This window comes from Bacillus sp. SIMBA_074, assembly GCF_046534555.1.
Taxonomy (GTDB): domain Bacteria; phylum Bacillota; class Bacilli; order Bacillales; family Bacillaceae_G; genus Bacillus_A; species Bacillus_A mycoides.
This window is the reverse complement of the sequence record NZ_JAWRYM010000009.1, coordinates 150,852-167,155: the sequence shown is the minus strand read 5'-3', so window position 1 is coordinate 167,155 and position 16,304 is coordinate 150,852. Positions and strand designations below refer to the sequence as shown.

Annotated in this window: 18 protein-coding genes and 1 pseudogene; 6 read left to right on the top strand and 13 right to left on the bottom strand. The window is 31.9% G+C overall.

The window, feature by feature from the left end; translation table 11 throughout:
* Window positions 1-225: 225 nt before the first annotated feature.
* The 4 genes from SB773_RS13045 to catA all read right to left on the bottom strand — a co-directional run bounded on the left by SB773_RS13045 (window position 226) and on the right by catA (window position 3,306).
* A complete protein-coding gene (locus SB773_RS13045) occupies window positions 226-738 on the bottom strand; it encodes a GNAT family N-acetyltransferase (RefSeq protein ID WP_410590281.1) in 513 nt (170 codons plus the stop codon).
* 186 nt (window positions 739-924) lie between these two features.
* Complete coding sequence (locus tag SB773_RS13040) at window positions 925-1,869, bottom strand: GNAT family N-acetyltransferase (protein ID WP_410590279.1); 945 nt, start codon at window positions 1,867-1,869, stop codon at window positions 925-927.
* Between the two features lie 37 nt (window positions 1,870-1,906).
* A complete protein-coding gene (locus SB773_RS13035) occupies window positions 1,907-2,431 on the bottom strand; it encodes a GNAT family N-acetyltransferase (RefSeq protein ID WP_410590277.1) in 525 nt (174 codons plus the stop codon).
* Window positions 2,432-2,655: 224 nt separating this feature from the next.
* A complete protein-coding gene (gene catA, locus SB773_RS13030; protein WP_002085665.1) occupies window positions 2,656-3,306 on the bottom strand; it encodes a type A chloramphenicol O-acetyltransferase in 651 nt (216 codons plus the stop codon).
* Between the two features lie 201 nt (window positions 3,307-3,507).
* Between catA and SB773_RS13025 the strand changes: the two genes are divergently transcribed.
* Entirely contained in the window at window positions 3,508-3,690 is a 183-nt protein-coding gene (locus tag SB773_RS13025) for a DUF4021 domain-containing protein (RefSeq protein ID WP_002012828.1), read from the top strand.
* Between the two features lie 48 nt (window positions 3,691-3,738).
* Here SB773_RS13025 and SB773_RS13020 read toward each other — a convergent pair whose 3' ends face one another.
* Entirely contained in the window at window positions 3,739-5,970 is a 2,232-nt protein-coding gene (locus SB773_RS13020) for an MMPL family transporter (RefSeq protein WP_410590274.1), read from the bottom strand.
* 122 nt (window positions 5,971-6,092) lie between these two features.
* Between SB773_RS13020 and SB773_RS13015 the strand changes: the two genes are divergently transcribed.
* Entirely contained in the window at window positions 6,093-6,716 is a 624-nt protein-coding gene (locus SB773_RS13015) for a TetR/AcrR family transcriptional regulator (RefSeq protein ID WP_410590272.1), read from the top strand.
* A gap of 126 nt (window positions 6,717-6,842) precedes the next feature.
* Here the strand turns inward: SB773_RS13015 and SB773_RS13010 are convergent, their stop codons facing one another.
* Both SB773_RS13010 and SB773_RS13005 read right to left on the bottom strand, forming a co-directional pair.
* Entirely contained in the window at window positions 6,843-7,496 is a 654-nt protein-coding gene (locus SB773_RS13010; RefSeq protein WP_002031870.1) for an MBL fold metallo-hydrolase, read from the bottom strand.
* Window positions 7,497-7,578: 82 nt separating this feature from the next.
* Window positions 7,579-7,986, bottom strand: coding sequence for a GNAT family N-acetyltransferase (locus SB773_RS13005; protein WP_113734476.1), 408 nt, complete (start codon window positions 7,984-7,986; stop codon window positions 7,579-7,581).
* A 672-nt stretch (window positions 7,987-8,658) separates the two neighbouring features.
* Here SB773_RS13005 and SB773_RS13000 point away from each other — a divergent pair.
* Together SB773_RS13000 and SB773_RS12995 are read left to right on the top strand one after the other, a co-directional pair.
* Window positions 8,659-9,099, top strand: coding sequence for a MarR family winged helix-turn-helix transcriptional regulator (locus tag SB773_RS13000; protein WP_410590269.1), 441 nt, complete (start codon window positions 8,659-8,661; stop codon window positions 9,097-9,099).
* 45 nt (window positions 9,100-9,144) lie between these two features.
* Window positions 9,145-9,966 (top strand): class I SAM-dependent methyltransferase, encoded by an 822-nt coding sequence (locus tag SB773_RS12995; protein ID WP_410590267.1) that lies wholly within the window; start codon window positions 9,145-9,147, stop codon window positions 9,964-9,966.
* Between the two features lie 376 nt (window positions 9,967-10,342).
* Here SB773_RS12995 and SB773_RS12990 read toward each other — a convergent pair whose 3' ends face one another.
* The 5 genes and pseudogenes from SB773_RS12990 to SB773_RS12970 all read right to left on the bottom strand — a co-directional run bounded on the left by SB773_RS12990 (window position 10,343) and on the right by SB773_RS12970 (window position 13,293).
* A complete protein-coding gene (locus SB773_RS12990; RefSeq protein WP_107887506.1) occupies window positions 10,343-10,846 on the bottom strand; it encodes a GNAT family N-acetyltransferase in 504 nt (167 codons plus the stop codon).
* 154 nt (window positions 10,847-11,000) lie between these two features.
* The gene (locus tag SB773_RS12985; RefSeq protein WP_410590265.1) at window positions 11,001-11,471 is read right to left on the bottom strand and encodes a DMT family transporter; all 471 of its coding nucleotides are present in this window, start codon (window positions 11,469-11,471) and stop codon (window positions 11,001-11,003) included.
* Between the two features lie 19 nt (window positions 11,472-11,490).
* Entirely contained in the window at window positions 11,491-12,183 is a 693-nt protein-coding gene (locus SB773_RS12980) for a Crp/Fnr family transcriptional regulator (protein WP_410590263.1), read from the bottom strand.
* A gap of 18 nt (window positions 12,184-12,201) precedes the next feature.
* Window positions 12,202-12,626 (bottom strand): annotated as a pseudogene (locus tag SB773_RS12975) (DMT family transporter).
* A 181-nt stretch (window positions 12,627-12,807) separates the two neighbouring features.
* The gene (locus SB773_RS12970) at window positions 12,808-13,293 is read right to left on the bottom strand and encodes a DUF2798 domain-containing protein (protein ID WP_107887503.1); all 486 of its coding nucleotides are present in this window, start codon (window positions 13,291-13,293) and stop codon (window positions 12,808-12,810) included.
* 229 nt (window positions 13,294-13,522) lie between these two features.
* Between SB773_RS12970 and SB773_RS12965 the strand changes: the two genes are divergently transcribed.
* Window positions 13,523-14,125 carry a DUF2441 domain-containing protein gene (locus SB773_RS12965; protein ID WP_088045569.1) on the top strand — a complete coding sequence of 201 codons (603 nt, stop codon included), beginning with the start codon at window positions 13,523-13,525 and terminating at the stop codon, window positions 14,123-14,125.
* A gap of 33 nt (window positions 14,126-14,158) precedes the next feature.
* On the top strand, window positions 14,159-15,100 hold the full coding sequence (locus tag SB773_RS12960; RefSeq protein ID WP_410590260.1) for a nucleoside hydrolase: 942 nt from the start codon (window positions 14,159-14,161) through the stop codon (window positions 15,098-15,100).
* A 188-nt stretch (window positions 15,101-15,288) separates the two neighbouring features.
* Here SB773_RS12960 and SB773_RS12955 read toward each other — a convergent pair whose 3' ends face one another.
* Window positions 15,289-16,155 carry an MBL fold metallo-hydrolase gene (locus tag SB773_RS12955; RefSeq protein ID WP_410590258.1) on the bottom strand — a complete coding sequence of 289 codons (867 nt, stop codon included), beginning with the start codon at window positions 16,153-16,155 and terminating at the stop codon, window positions 15,289-15,291.
* Window positions 16,156-16,304: the final 149 nt, after the last annotated feature.

Below are 16,304 nucleotides of genomic sequence, written 5' to 3'. Positions count from 1 at the left end.
TCTCCGATTCCAATTTTCTCTCATTATACAAGAAATACCCTATAGAATAGACTTTTTTTCAGTGTCTATTCTATAGGGTACATTTTATTATATATCATGCTTTTTATTATGTATTATTTTCTCTTAACTTCACAATAAGTCTACAACTTTGTTTTGAATTGTATAATTTTATTTTGAATTGTACTACTTTCTTTTAACGTGTACAACTTTCTTTTAAGTTCTCACCTATTTATTATGTACAATCAAACCATTTGGTCTAAAACGACTCATCATGATTTCGTTAACAAAATTCCCATGAGCCTTCAAATTCCCAACCTTTACACCCTCTTCGATAAATCCAAATTTTTCATATAATACTTTGGCTCTAGGATTCGTTTCTAATACACCAAGTTCCACTCGTTCTAACATTAGCCAATTATCAGCTAAATCAAGCATTTTTGTAAGAAGTGCTTTTCCAATTCCTTTATTGTGATACTCACTATCTACTCCGATGAATAAATCACCCAAGTGAGATCTTCGCCCTGGACTTTGGGTTAAACCGACAAATCCAACAACTTCTCCATCATATTCTGCTACAAATTCAAATTGATTCTGTGCTAAATTTCGAATTCTATTCTCCATTGCATCTACACGCATACTAGGTAAGAAAACCATATAAGGTAAAACATCATCTTGTATGCATATACGATGAATTGCTCTAGCATCTTGTATTTCTACTGCTCTAACGTTAATCTCCATCTTTCTCCCCTCCATTCAAATATTCATATTCTAATATCTCATATTAAAATCCTGCCAACCCTTATTTCTTTGTGTTATTTTTATATAATTATTTCGATATAATATTCGCTTTTTGAACATCATCTCTTATATTCCCTCTCGTTCAAAATGAAAAAATCACTTAGAATATGCTAAGTGATTTTTTATTTAATTTTTCACCCTATTATACAACTCAAGCAGTTCTTCTACTGAAATACCATTTATTTTCATACCGGTAATATCACAATTTTCTATTTCAATATTTTTCAGATTACTACTACGTATTGTAGTACTTTCCAAATCACATCTATCAAATGAAATAGGATCTTTATCCTCTCCAAGGCTTGTATCTCTAAATTGAACTCCACCTAAAGTCACAAAATTAAATTTACTGCCAGAAATATTTAAATCTGCATATGAGGAATTTCTAAAATTAATATTTCTAAAGGTTGATTGACTTATATTACAATTACTCATATTCATATGCATTATATTACTACCAACAAATGCACTATTTTTTAAATTTACTTGATAATATTCTGTATTAACCAAATTACAGTTTTCGTATTGACCATTTTTCATATCTTTATTTTTAATTAGGTTCTCTCCAACTGCATCTACATTTTTTCTTTTTACATAGCAATACTCATCTTCAGATTTAAAAATTATTTCATAGCCCATTTTTTTATAAAAATGATGATTACTAATTTGTCTACTAGATGTTTCAAGATCCCAAATCCTTATGTTCGGAAATTTTTCTTCTATTAACTTAATAACCCGCGATCCAATTCCTTTTCCTTGAAGAAAAGGCTCTACAAAAATACGATCAGTTCTTCCGTACGATTTACCAGAGATCGTAACTATAATTCCCCCGATTACTTTTTCATCCATTATCACTTTGTAAGTATCCAATTCTTCAATTGAATATTTCATCATTTCAACTGAAGAATATCCTGGCGGTTGAATGTTATAATCAATTACATCACCTTGGCCGTATAACCATCGCTTTGCTTCTTCATCAAATGTTCTTTTCATTATTTCTGTTAACTTTTCAGCATCTAAAATTGTAGCTTTTTCTATAGATATTATTGTCATTTTTGTTTTCCCCTTCATTGTTATAAACCGATAACTTTTGTGAACGATATAGTTATTAATTTACTTTTATCTTTAATATTTTTCCCATTATTACATATGGGGCATCACTTTTACTTGGGTGAAATGGCTCTAATACATCCACCCAATCCAATCTTTTATATAAAGAACGCGCTTTTTCATTGTTTATTTGTGTTGTTAAAATACTCGTTCTATTTGAAATCCCTTCTAATAATTCATTATGTAATTTCATTCCAAGACCTTCATTTCGATATTGTGGGTGAACTGCTAACTCTACAAATTCAAAACAATCTTGTAACCATTCGTCTGCTTGTTCTAGATTTAACGCTTCTCTCATTAATTGATTATAGTACTGCCCTTCTAATGAGCGATAACCATAAGTAAAACCAACTACCTCATTTTCATCATTTATTGCTACTATACCTTTAAAATCTGCATATTCTATATGTCTTTTTATTCTCTCAATCATTTCAGTAAAAATTGTTTTCTCAAATGCTTTACAATACAATTTTGCCATATTATTAATTAGGATTTCATCTTTTTCAATACGTATGAATTTCACTTTACCTTCCCCCTATTAAAACATTTGAACCCTTAAATAATTATAAAATAAAGAAATTTAGAACTAATCACTCTATTCACTATTAAACTACAAATCAACCTATATTTTCCACTGTTACTTAGTATGAATGAATAAAAAGAAGAGAACATGTAATATACATATGTTCTCTTCTTTTTATTTTAACGCTTATTCATTTTCAATTTTATATAATTAATAATTAGATATTACTTAAGCCACTCGTTACAAGTATTAGCTAGCTCCTGTAAATCCTCTATAAATCGACTCGCATGATATCCATCACAAACCGCATGATGTACTTGCAATGAAACAGGTAGCATAACCCTGCTTCCATCATTGAAATATTTCCCACAAGTAATAATTGGTAATAAAAAATCACCATCATTATTAATATTTAAATTAAATCCTGTAAAACTAGTCCAGGGTATACCAGAAATCGGAAAAATATTTGGCGGAATATTTTCTTTCGTAAAGAAACCATGAACATTAGCATAACATCTCATATCCTCTTCATAGTTTTTATAGAAAATGTGGAAATCGCTAGAATAATCCGTCCATATACTTGAAAAAGATTTATCATCTTTATGAAAGATTGTATAACTAGGTATCATTTCCTCCCAATACCCTAAAACTCCTTCATCATTAAAACATGTTCGAAATTCTGTATGTTTATTTATCACTCTAGAAATTACATAAATAAAAGTCGGATAAAATTTAATTTCCTTTTGATGTATTTCCTCTAGCATCATCGTAATATCAACATTCGCTGTCATACTAAACGAACACTTTAATTTTAAATAATGTTCAAAATACTGCTCTCTATTCCAATTTTCTCTGTCAATTACATGAAACTTCATTTTAATAGCCTCCTAAAATTTTATTTTTATTTTAGAAGGCTAACTTTCTTGTTTTCACCACACTTGTTCACTCCTTACAGTTTAAATTTAATACTAAGCTTTTTATTTAACTATATAACATCTGCAGAAATTCGTTCACATATTTCTGGAAATCCATCCACATACTATTAATAAATCAAATGACGTTTGGAGGATTCAAACATGAATGACAAAAATGTAAATAAAAAAGAAAATGTTATCGAAAACACTACATCTATTCAAAATAATAATACTGCAAATCTTAACATCGAAGAGCAAGCAATGAACGGCTTATATGGAATGCCCGAAACAACCATTGAAGATGCTGATCACGTTGTAACTGATGATTTGACTTCAAAAAATTAATGAACTACATAGAAAAGAGCCAAGGAAAATATCCTTGGCTCTTCTCTATTATATATCCAATTTTTGTACTTCTTCTCTCTTTTTAGAAAGTTTCCCTGGCCAAAAAGCAAAGCGGCCTAAAACAACTGTAATCGCAGGTACAAGCAGTGGTCTTACAATAAATGTATCTAGCAATACACCGATTGCTGTCACAATACCGAATTGAACAAGAACTTGAATTGGCAATGTACCTAATACTGCAAATGTTCCTGCTAAAATTAAACCTGCGGATGTAATTACACTACCTGTTTGTATAACACCATTTTTTACTGCATCCAAGTGATTTTGTTTCTTTCTGTTTTTCCATATTTCTGAAACCATAAAGATATTATAATCTTCACCTAAAGCAACTAAAAATACGAATGCATATAACGGGATTGCCCCTTGTATCGCCGGAGTTCCCATTCCGAAATGAAGTAATATCCACCCCGCTCCTAATGCAGAGAAGAATGATAAAACGACAGTTACAATTAAGTAAATCATCGCAACGATAGAACGTAAGTAAACGAGTAAAAGTAAAGCTATGATACCAATCATAACAGGAATGATAACCGATTCATCACGTTCAGTAATTTGTTTTGTATCATATAATGAAGCTGTTTCTCCTCCAATCCACAATTGATTTTCAGCATTACTAATCCCAGCATCTTTCAATACTTTTTCTACACTACTTTCCAATTTAGGGATTTGATCTAATGCTTCAATAGAGTAAGGATTTTCCGCTAAAGAAACTTCATACATTTGTATTTGATTATTTTCTTTTCCCTTCATTGGCTCTTTCACTTTATTAACAAAAGATAATTTCTCTATTTCTTGTTTAATAGGTAAATCTTTCCCCTTTGAATCAACTACAATCTTTACTGGCGCTAATTCTCCAGCTGAAAAATGATCCGTAATTAATGTAAATCCTTCGCGTGATGGCATATCTTTCGGGAATGATTCTAATAAGTCGTACGTGTATTGAATACGCGGTACAAATGAAGCCAAGCCTCCTAATAAAAATACGGTTAGCATAATAATTGTCCACGGTTTACGTACAACAATATCCCCAAGTTTTTTACTAAAGAACCCTTTAGTATTTTTTACTTTTACTACTTTCTTTTTCTTTCTTGCAAACTCTTCATTCATTTCAGCTGTTCTCGGTATGAACGGGAAAAATGCAACTCTATCGAAAATTAATAATAATGCTGGAAGAATCGTTAAAGCAGCGATTCCCATAATGAAAACAGCCACACTAAATGGAACTGCGAATCGATGAAAAGCTCCATAATGAGCAAGTAATAACGTTCCTAACCCTAATACTACAGTAAGTGCACTCATTATAATTGCTCCACCTGATGCTTTTATCGCAAGTTGCAATGCTTTATACTTACTTTCTTCTTCTAGCAAGTACTCTTTATATCTTGAAATAAGAAATAAACAATAGTCCGTTCCTGCTCCAAACAGTAAGACAGTCATAATCGATATAGCCTGTGCATCTACTTTAATCCATCCATTGTCTGCTAAAAAGCCCAGTGTCGGACTGATAATTCCGTATGCAAAACCAACAACGAGTAAAGGTAAAATTGCTAAAATTGGTGAACGGTACAGTAAAATTAATAAAACCAATACTAGTAGTACAGTAGCAACTAATAATTTCACATCAGCTTGACTAAATAAACTTACCGCATCCGTTTGAATACCTACAGGTCCAGATAATCGAACATGTAAACCAGAGTCGGTAATTTTTTGTTTGAACGGATCTTCATCCACTTTACTATTCACTATTTTTCGTAACTCTTCTAAATTACCTTTTAATATATCCGTTCCAGCAGATTTATTAAAAAATATTGGTGTGACAAATGATGTACCATCTTTGGATGCACTTTTTGATAATACTTGCTCTGGAATTGTATCAAATGGTGGTAACAATGATTGTTCTTTTAAAGGGTCCGTTTTTAACTCTTTATAAACGTCCTGTATTAATTTGTAGTCTTTTGACTCTAATCCACCATCCCGATGCCATACAACTAACAACGGGTTTCCTGCATTATTAGGAAATTCTTTTTTCATAAGTGCTTCAGCTTGCTGTGACATAGCTGTTTCAGGTAAATTTTTCGGATTCGGTTCTTTCGTACTGTTTACTTGTGGTAACGTAAATGAAAGTACTAATGTAATAAGAATCCATACCGATAAAGTTATCCATTGCGTATTCTTCCCTGCTACAAGCCTCCCTAACATATGTAACGGGTGCTTTTTCATAAAACCCCACCTTCCTTTTTCCCTCCAATATTAATTATATATACTGGTCGGTTAATTAATCAAGAATGATTAAAAAATTATGTTATAATTATCTCAATAATAAATGTCAGGAGCGAATGTATTTGGATCAAAAACAACGTCCTCTCGGAAGGCCTCGTCAAAATAAAAATACAAAGTCTACAAAAGAAATCATTTTAGAAGTTGCAACTAGGTTATTTCTCACTCAAAATTATCAAGTTGTTTCAATGGATGAGGTCGCGAAAGAATGTGGGGTTACAAAAGCAACTGTCTACTATTACTATTCAACAAAAGCTGATCTATTTACCGCTACTATGATTCAAATGATGGTGCGCATAAGAGAAAATATGGATCAAATACTCTCTACGAATAAAACTTTGGAAGAAAGATTATTGAACTTTGCTACAGTATACTTACACGCAACGATGGATATTGATATGAATAATTTTATGAAAGATGCAAAACTTTCTTTATCTGAAGAGCAATTAAAGGAATTAAAAAATGCCGAGAATAACATGTATGAAGTGTTGGGAAAAGCGCTAGATAACTCAATTCTCCTTGGAGAAATTCCTAAAGGAAATCCTAAATTTGCTGCCCATGCTTTCGTCGCTTTATTATCAATCGGGAATTTTAAAGATGAGAATCACAATCCTACTCTTGCAAATATAGATGAATTAGCAAAAGAAATCGTTTCGTTTTATTGGAATGGATTAAGTCATCAAAATTAAATTGATTATATTTAATAAAGAGCACATTTGAAATTCCTTCAAACATGCTCTTTATTAATTTAAGGGTTTTATTTATATACTAGCAATTAAATTATACTTTAGCACTGATTAACAAAAAATTCTTATCTATAGCTCTTGAATTTGTGCATTTATATTCCCCTTACTTAATCCACCATGGTAACAAACTACAGAATCAATTTCTAGATTTAAATACTTCTTCAAAGAATTTTGCGCTTCTTTTATATCCAAAGTAGTTGGGGCATGAATTCCCCCTAAAATTCCGTTTACACTATACATTGAATCCCCAGCGATAAGAGTTTTACTTTGTCTCAAATATAAACTAATATGACCAGGAGTGTGCCCTGGGGTATGAATAATAAGAATACCACCGCAATATGGAAGTTCTTGGCCTTCAACCAAAGTATCATCCACTTTTCCTTTTGGTGGATTCTGTACTTGTGCATCCTTCAACAAAGGTAACTCCCCCTCGATATATGGCTTATCTAGATCGTGAGCATAGACTTTTATATTACTTCCACAGTTTTGTAATAGTTCAGGAAGGCTACCTATATGATCTATATCTTGATGCGTCAAAATCACGGCTTTTAGTTTATCAAACGATACTCCAACCTTACCCATTTCTATTCGTATATCTTCAATTTGTCCAGGAAATCCAGTATCTATTAAAACTGCCATTTCATCATCCCATAAAAGAATTGGGTGAATAATATACTCTTGAAATTCAAGATGTAACATCTCTACCCCTTTAGCAATCTCCATAACATTATTCTCCTTTATAACGAAATTTTTGAAATCTAAAAATTGGCCTGATAAACAAGTAATTCTAAATTAAAAAGCCCCGCTATCGTTTAATATGTTTCGTCATACCAATCGAAAATTCCTCAAATCCAATTGATTCATAGTAAGATTTTAAATCTTCAACACACATAAGTTGTGGAATAACTCGTTTTTGTTCACAGTGCCGGATTAATCGTTCCACTATTTCCTTTCCAATGCCCATAGACTGATACTCTGGCATTACACATACACCGCAAATAATGCCCGTTATTACACCATCTGATATTACTCGTCCCATCCCAATTAATTGTTGCTCTTTAAAAGCATATATCACATACCAACTTTGTTTACACATTTGCTCTAACTCATTAACCGATAATTCAAGAGAATTCCATCCTAAAGATTCATACATAGTTAATAATTCATTGAAATCTTTAGGGGGTTCAATCGTGTAATTTAAAATAGTTTTCATGTAAATACTCCCTATCATCCTTTTTGTTTTATTCCAAAAAAATTTTGACCGTCGTTAAACTGACTAGAACAATACTTCAATAAGAAAAAATGAAACTCCTTCTCTTTAAAAACATAAGGAACTTAATAAGATTGGTACCATATATATTTCTCTATTTAATATTTGTTTAATATATCAACTAATGGTTAGTATAAAATATATACATTTCAACCATCACCAAATACTGAATCTAAATTACAATTATAAGAAAAAGAAGGTATCTCATCTTTGTGAGATACCTTCTTTTATATCAATCTATCATTATATTATCAACCGAAAATCATACAGCTACATACGATAAGAACAAACAAAACTAATAAACTATTTGAGAAATAACCCATAGAATACTACCCCTTTATTTCATTATGTAAAAGATTTTACCATAAAATTATTTACAGCATAATATCTGAAAAAGACATTAGCTTCATTAGTTTTTTATATATAAAGTAATATTTTATAATATTTCTATTCTCCTCTCATAAAAAAACTTTAACTTTTCCTCTACTGTATCTCTCACGACTTAAATAACGTCGTATTAGTAAATAAATAATTACTAATATCAATGTTATTATTTGTTTTTAAGTGAAAATAGTAATAAAATAATTACTAAATTGATAAAGGACACGAAAAATAATGACTAATAAAGAATTAATAAACGAATACATGAATTTATTATTAAATATGTCAGGTACTTTCAAATTATTATCAGATAAATCCACTGAATTTACACATTTAGAGCAACACATAGTTGAGTATATTGCCCAGCAAAAAGTCGCTGTAAATTTAAAAATGATTGCTAGTTATTTAAACATACCTAAACAACAATTAAGTGTAACCGTTCGTAATTTAGAGCAAAACGGATACATTGTAAAAAAACAAGATACAGTAGATAAACGAGCTGTTTTAATTTCCTTAACAGATAAAGCTGAAAAAGTACATTATGAAAGATGGAAACAAATTTATAATAATTTCACTAGTAATCTTGAAAAACTCAGTGAAGAAGATCAACGTGATTTAACTTATGGACTGTATAAATCAAATAAAATGCTATCAAAAATGCTAAATAACGACTAATCATATATATATGATATTTTTTTATTATTAAATGGAGGACGTTTCATGGTTAAAGAAATAGATTTACAATCAGTTCAAGGCACTATGCTTATTCCACTATGGGGACGAGCATATGGTAGTGAGAAAAACAAGGATATTTTAGATGATACGGAAGCTATTCGGATTATTAAAGAATGCGACTTTGATTTCTCTAAAATAGCAGATACATTTGGCGAATATGGATGTATCACTTACATTACCCGTGCAAGAAAAATAGACGATACTATTAAACAATTTATTAGAAAACATCCGAATGCTACTATAGTAAATATCGGTTCTGGACTAGACACTACTTTTTCAAGAATTGATAACGGTACTATACAGTGGTATAACCTTGATTTGCCTGATGCGATCGCTTTCCGCAAAACATTAATTGAAGATACACCACGAAATATAAGCATTGCCAAACCATTTTTTGACACTTCTTGGTTCAACGATATAAAATATGATCCAAAAGACGGTATTCTTTTTATATCAGCAGGTGTGTTTTATTACTTTAAAGAAGAAGAACTGAAGGAGATATTTGTCGCTATGGCAAAACGTTTTCCTGGAGGAGAGTTATATTTTGATGCCGAATCAAAGTTCGCACTGACACTTTCGAATGCTACTGTAAAAAAATCTGGTAATAACGGCGCTATGATGTATTTTTACGTAAATAATCCAAAGACAATAGAAAAGTGGTCTTCTAACATAAAAATATTAAGCTGCTCCCCTTTCTTTAAACATATACCTACAAATAAAGATTGGGATGGAAGTACACGAATTATGATGCGAATTGTAAATTTAATAAAGATGTTAAAGTTCGTTCATATACGGTTTGAAAAATGATAAATCTATAGCTTATATATTAATCATATATAAAAGAAGACCTCGATTTTATTAAATTCATATAATAATCTATAGGATAGTTAGTCCATTATGAGGGCTAATTATCCTTTTTTATTTACATAATGAATGAAATAAGTAAACAATAAATATTTAGTTTAATCAGTATAATAAAGATATATAACTTGAAACGTTCGATTGGTTTTTGGGGGAGGGCATAGCCTCGGTGCGAAGGCAACACTCCGCTTTCGAGGACATGCTTCAGTTATAGTTTGTCACTATTTGAATTATAAATCAGTTATTTTATCTTTATCTGGATTCTTGCCCGAACTAATGACCCCTTCTCCTTTTCAATAGTTTCGAGTTAGGTCCGGGATTTCTAAAGGTCGCGTACGTTCCAAACAATCTCACCGCGCTCGTCCCACGTACTGTGATGCCTCTTAAATCCTATCTTTTCTAACACCCGGAAGGACGCAACATTCCAAGCGCCTACAGTCGACCAAAGTCTGTGGCGCCCCGTAGCAATCGCAGCGTCCAGCACAACAGATGCTGCCTCAGTCGCATAGCCTTTGCCATGAGCACTGCGAAACAACTCGTATGCGATCTCCGGCTCTTCAAGTGTGGAACGACCGATAATCAAGCCACAGTATCCGATGAAATCACCTTCGTCTCGTCGGCGAATAGTGAGAAGGGAAATGCCATTTTCGCCTGCTCTCTTACGCATCTCGATAAGCTTGCTACGAACGGCGTCAAGGGGTGGCATATCCACACCACGTTCGCCAATTAATTTTCTCATCCAGACTGAATCGGATTCCTCCCACATACTCAGATCAAGTCGTTCAGTTTTCAGCTGGAACTCCATAGCTTTAAATAAAGCTGTCATAGTGGAAACCTCCTAGTTATGTCACTGTACTCATAATATAATGTACACCATCTTCCAACATGTACTGAATCATTTATTTTCTCTCCTTATCGCTCATTTACTACCACCTAAATGTATATGTTCTAATTATTAACACCTTTTTCCTTTAAATTCTTTAGGCCCTATCCTCATTTATAGTAATAGATTTCTTATTCGAAAAAAGATTTTTAAAAATTCCTACCCCTACAATTAATAGACCTATACCAATTAATTTATTTATTTGTATAGGTACTCTCTCCATTCCAAACAATCCAAATGTATCAACACATAATGCAACAACTAATTGAGTAATAAGGCTAATGAGCACCGTATAAGCTGGACCTAAACTCTTTATTGCACCCATTATACAAATAATTAATCCGATACCAAACAATCCACTTATATAAAATAAATAATTTGCAGTATAAAAGTTAACGCTTATACTTTTCTCTGTAATGATATGAAATAAAACAGAACTTATGAGACCTATTCCAAGAACACATGCAGTTGTTAACCACTGTCCTACAATTTCATTCACTTTCGTATTAAAAACAGATTGTAAGCTAATTAATATTCCAGCTAATATAGCTAAACTAAATCCAATCATAACCCTTCTCTCCCTTTCATTACTCATATATATTATCTTTAGCAACTTCCTTCATTCTAGAAAAATCTTTAATTACAATAACTCCATTATTTTTTTCAATTAATTTTTCACTATAAAATTTTTGTAAAACTCGAATTACATGCCTATAACTTACACCTATAAAATCTGTAATACTTGATACAGAAGTTGAATCTAAATCCTCTTTATACATATTCCCATTACTATCCGTTGAAATCGAAAGTAAATAACTAGCTACACGTACTTCTACCGGATAAAGTAAATTTAGAGCTGTAAAACGAGTCGATATTTTTAACGTGTTCGCAATGTTTTCAAGCAAGAACTTCATAAATATAGGATCATGTAATAACTTATTTCTAATAACTGTATTAGAAATGGAGATTGCTACAACATCTGAACAAGCTTCAACAACATTATGTGCTTTGCTATTTTGTATTAATTCAATATCACCAACAATTGCTAATGGATTGATAAAGCGAAGGATTAGTTTCTTTCCTTCTGGTGTAATCGTGTAAACTTTTACTTTTCCTTTAATAACAAAATATAAACGATGAATTTCATCATCTTTATCGCAAATAAGCTTGCCTTTTTCAAAATGATTTACTTGAAAATTTTCAGTACTTATTCCTGAAAAAATTCCAAGTATATTATAAGCTTTCAAATATTGAATAATTAAGTCTGATTTATTATCCACTTACAGTCCCTTCTTTCCTTACATATTAAACACAAAAATACCTAAAATCATTACTATTGTCCCCACAATATGGTATCTCTCCATTTGTATCTTTTTTATATGAAATAATCCTTTCATTTCAATAACAGTAGCTGTTAATAATTGAGCAACCATAAGTGTTCCAGCTGTTAATGTAACTCCCATTGAATATATCGCCATTGTTTCCGCACAAATAATCAACCACCAAGTGCGCCAGCTGCTAAATATACTTTTTTTACACCCTTCAAATCCGTTACTTTCTCTTCTTTCTTTAACAAAAATATAGTTGTTGCAATAAGAAACCCAATTAAATGCATCATAATACTCGTCGACCATATACCGATATCTGAACTAAGTTTCGCATTAAACGTACCTTGAAGTGTAATGAATACTCCTCCAAAAACTGAAAGTAAAATACCTTTCAAAAAAATCATCTCCTAATCTTCTATCTATGATTTAATTAAAAGCTACAATACTACAACGACAAAAGGACAAATGTCACATCAATATGAAAATAATTTGTAATGTACACGAAAAAACACACCTCAAAATATGTGAGATGTGTTTAAAACATTTCATCCATATATAATATTTTAGTAATTAAAACTACGCTACATTAACAGCTTTATTCTTCAAAACAAACTTTCCAAATAAGAAACGTACAAGAGGTCCCATTATTATTAATTGAAGTGGGTACGCCATAATGAAATTTTTAATGAAAATCGAGAAATACATTGAAGCGAATGAGTCACCATGTAACCCATTATGTAAATACATCATAGCCATTCCGTAAAATGACATAAAGAATACCATTCCGATTACCATTGTTGTTGCCATCGCAATAATCATGTTTACTTTTTTTGATTTATCAAATGGTAATGCAAATACAATCTTTTTCGCACACGGTCCAACGATACATATTTCAATTAATAGCGCAATAATAAATCCAATTATTAGTTCTAATGCGATCTCCTTAATATGAATTGGCCCTCCTGCTCCATTCATTAATAAATTGTAAAACGTCATAACGATAACCATCCCGAGGCACATCATCATACCAAATTGGAGGTTTTCCTTTCTTGTTGTTGGCAATTTTCATCATCCCTTCTCTTTGAGTCTTTATCATTATATCGATATTGGAAACTCCTTCGTAAGTGAACATTTTGTGAACATTTTTAAAGCGTTTACGTGCATTTCTTCCACTCTTCACTCCAATCCTCCCACTCTATAACTTTTTACTTACAAAGGTTTTATATATTTTGATGTTGAATTATTAAATTTAATATTGAATTATATGATAATTACTACTAGGAGGATAACCATGAATAAAGCAGAATTTTACGCATATCACATCGTTACAAGGAAAACAATGAGTATCGGAAAAATCATTCACTTTGACAAAAATCAAACTAATACCCTCTATCACTTCTTTTTTGAAAGAGAACAATTAAATTCTAATGATGAAGACTCCATTCAAATTTTAAAAAGGCATTATATCAATGAAGAATTACATATAAATAATGAAAATGCTAAAGTAGTTCTGAATTATATAGATCAAACAATTAGAGCAGTTAGAGAAACGATTGTGGAAATGGTTAGGCTGCAAGAATTTCCTGAATACCCGTCAAGGTTGTCTTGCTTATATGCTGCCAAAAGCTATGAAGATGCTTTGAAATGGAAAGCTTTATTTGATTCTTATAATCGAGATGTTTTACAGATTGTTAAACTACGAGTGATCGGTAGTTCTTTTGAAGGTGACGGAAATCTTTTACCGAAAGAAGATGGTATTCCTTTCGCTCAAAAAATGGAACAAGCTAGAGAGTATTGGAAAGGAAACGTTAGAAATGAACTTCCTGAGTTACTGATTAATGGGAGAATTGAAGTTGTGGAAATTATTGATGATTTTTCATCAATTAAAATTTAATTCCTGGTTAAATATTAAAGAATGGAGATTAAAATGATGAAAAAAGTGTACTTCAATCATGATGGTGGTGTAGATGATTTAATATCACTATTTTTACTACTCCAGATGGAAAATGTAGAACTTACAGGTGTTTCAGTTATTCCTGCAGATTGTTATTTAGAACCAGCAATGTCTGCCAGTCGTAAAATTATAGATCGCTTCGGCAAAAATAATATTGAGGTAGCAGCGTCCAACTCTCGTGGAAAAAACCCATTTCCAAAAGAATGGCGGATGCATGCATTTTATGTAGATGCTTTACCAATTTTAAATGAGTTTGGGAAAGTTGTTACACCTGCATCAAAAAAAACTGCACATCATCATTTAATAGAGACTCTCCTAAAAACTGAGGAGAAAACTACTTTGTTATTTACCGGCCCTCTTACCGACCTTGCCCGCGCATTATATGAAGCACCTGTAATCGAAGAAAAAATTGAACGTCTCGTTTGGATGGGCGGCACATTTCTTACTGCAGGAAATGTTCATGAACCTGAACACGATGGAACAGCCGAATGGAATTCATTTTGGGATCCCGAGGCAGTAGCTCGTGTATGGGCAGCAAAAATAAAAGTTGATTTAGTTACGCTAGAAAGCACAAATCAGGTTCCGCTGACATTAGACGTACGCAAACGCTGGGCAAAAGACCGTAAATTTATTGGTGTCGATTTCCTTGGTCAATGTTATGCGATGGTCCCCCCTCTCGTTCACTTTTCAACTAACTCTACCTACTATTTGTGGGATGTATTAACCGCTGCGTTTGTTGGGAAAGCTGATCTTGCAAAGGTACAAGTGATTAAAAGTATTGTTCATACATACGGACCTAGTCAAGGACGTACAGTGGCAACTGATGATGGGCGACCTATAAATGTCGTTTATGATGTAAAACGTGATGTATTTTTCAACTATATAACTGAATTAGCAAAGAAAGCTTCTACTTGAAATTCTATCTATACGAAAAATAAATAAAGTCGTATAACTTCAGATGATGAGCCTGCAAAAAAAATTCAAATTGGTTGCGACTTAATATTTACTTATTAAAAGGAGTATTGAATTAACTTTCAATACTCTTTTTGTGCAATTATATTATATTTGATCAAAATAAGCGTTAATTTGATTAGAGTTGTATTTTACAGATTAACCATTTCATAACCATTTACAAAATACGCTATTGTTTCTAGCTCATCTTCATTTAATTCTCTATCTAGCTCTTGCTTATACGCTACCTTTATCTTCTCTTCATCGCCTTTATGAGTTTCCGTATAAGTTCCTACTGTTTTTAGCAAATGAATTTCTTGTAAAAACTCATCCCTATTTATAGCTGTCCCATGGGAAAGAATATATGTCTCAGCATCAAATGCCTCTAACTCTTCTACTAATTTAAACGTTCGCTTCGTCGTATAGTTCCACTTAGAAGAAAAAATATTTGCATAAATACAATCTCCTAAAAACAATACCTTTTCTTCTTTAATATAAATGACAACAGAGTCATGTGAATGGTCTCCGCCCACATGCTTTAACACACATGTCACATCACCAAGGTCTAATTCAAGTTGCTTCTGAAAGGTTAAGGTCGGCGGAATAATTTGAATATTTCTTGGTTGTTCACTGAACTCTTTTTTTATACAGTCCGCACAAAATTCAATTTCTGTGCCTTCTTTTACTCGTGTGTCCAACGCGTCATCTGTCCATTTATAAGAAACTAGTTTCTCCATCTCTCTTTTCGTTTCAGAATGCGCAATAGATAATGCACCTTGTAGTACAGGTAATCCAAAAATATGATCCCAGTGCCAATGCGTTAATGCTACAAAATCAGGATTTGAGATATTTTGCTCTTTTAGCATTTCTAAAAACAATTGTGCATGTGCTTCTGAATTACCTGCATCTATCATCAAAGTCTTTTCTTTTCCAACTACCATTCCTAAGATAGGTCTATCAGTCTCGGAAACAGGTGTCATATACCAAAATGAGTTTCCTATTTTTTTAATTTGCTGCATAACTATTGCCTCCATTTTATGAATGTGTAACAATTTCCAGCCGAGAAAATTCTTTATTTTGTATTTTGATTACTATTAAATAACAATGTCAGAAATGAAATCATTCTACATTTTTTATTATCTAGTGAAATACAAATACTAATTTTAAC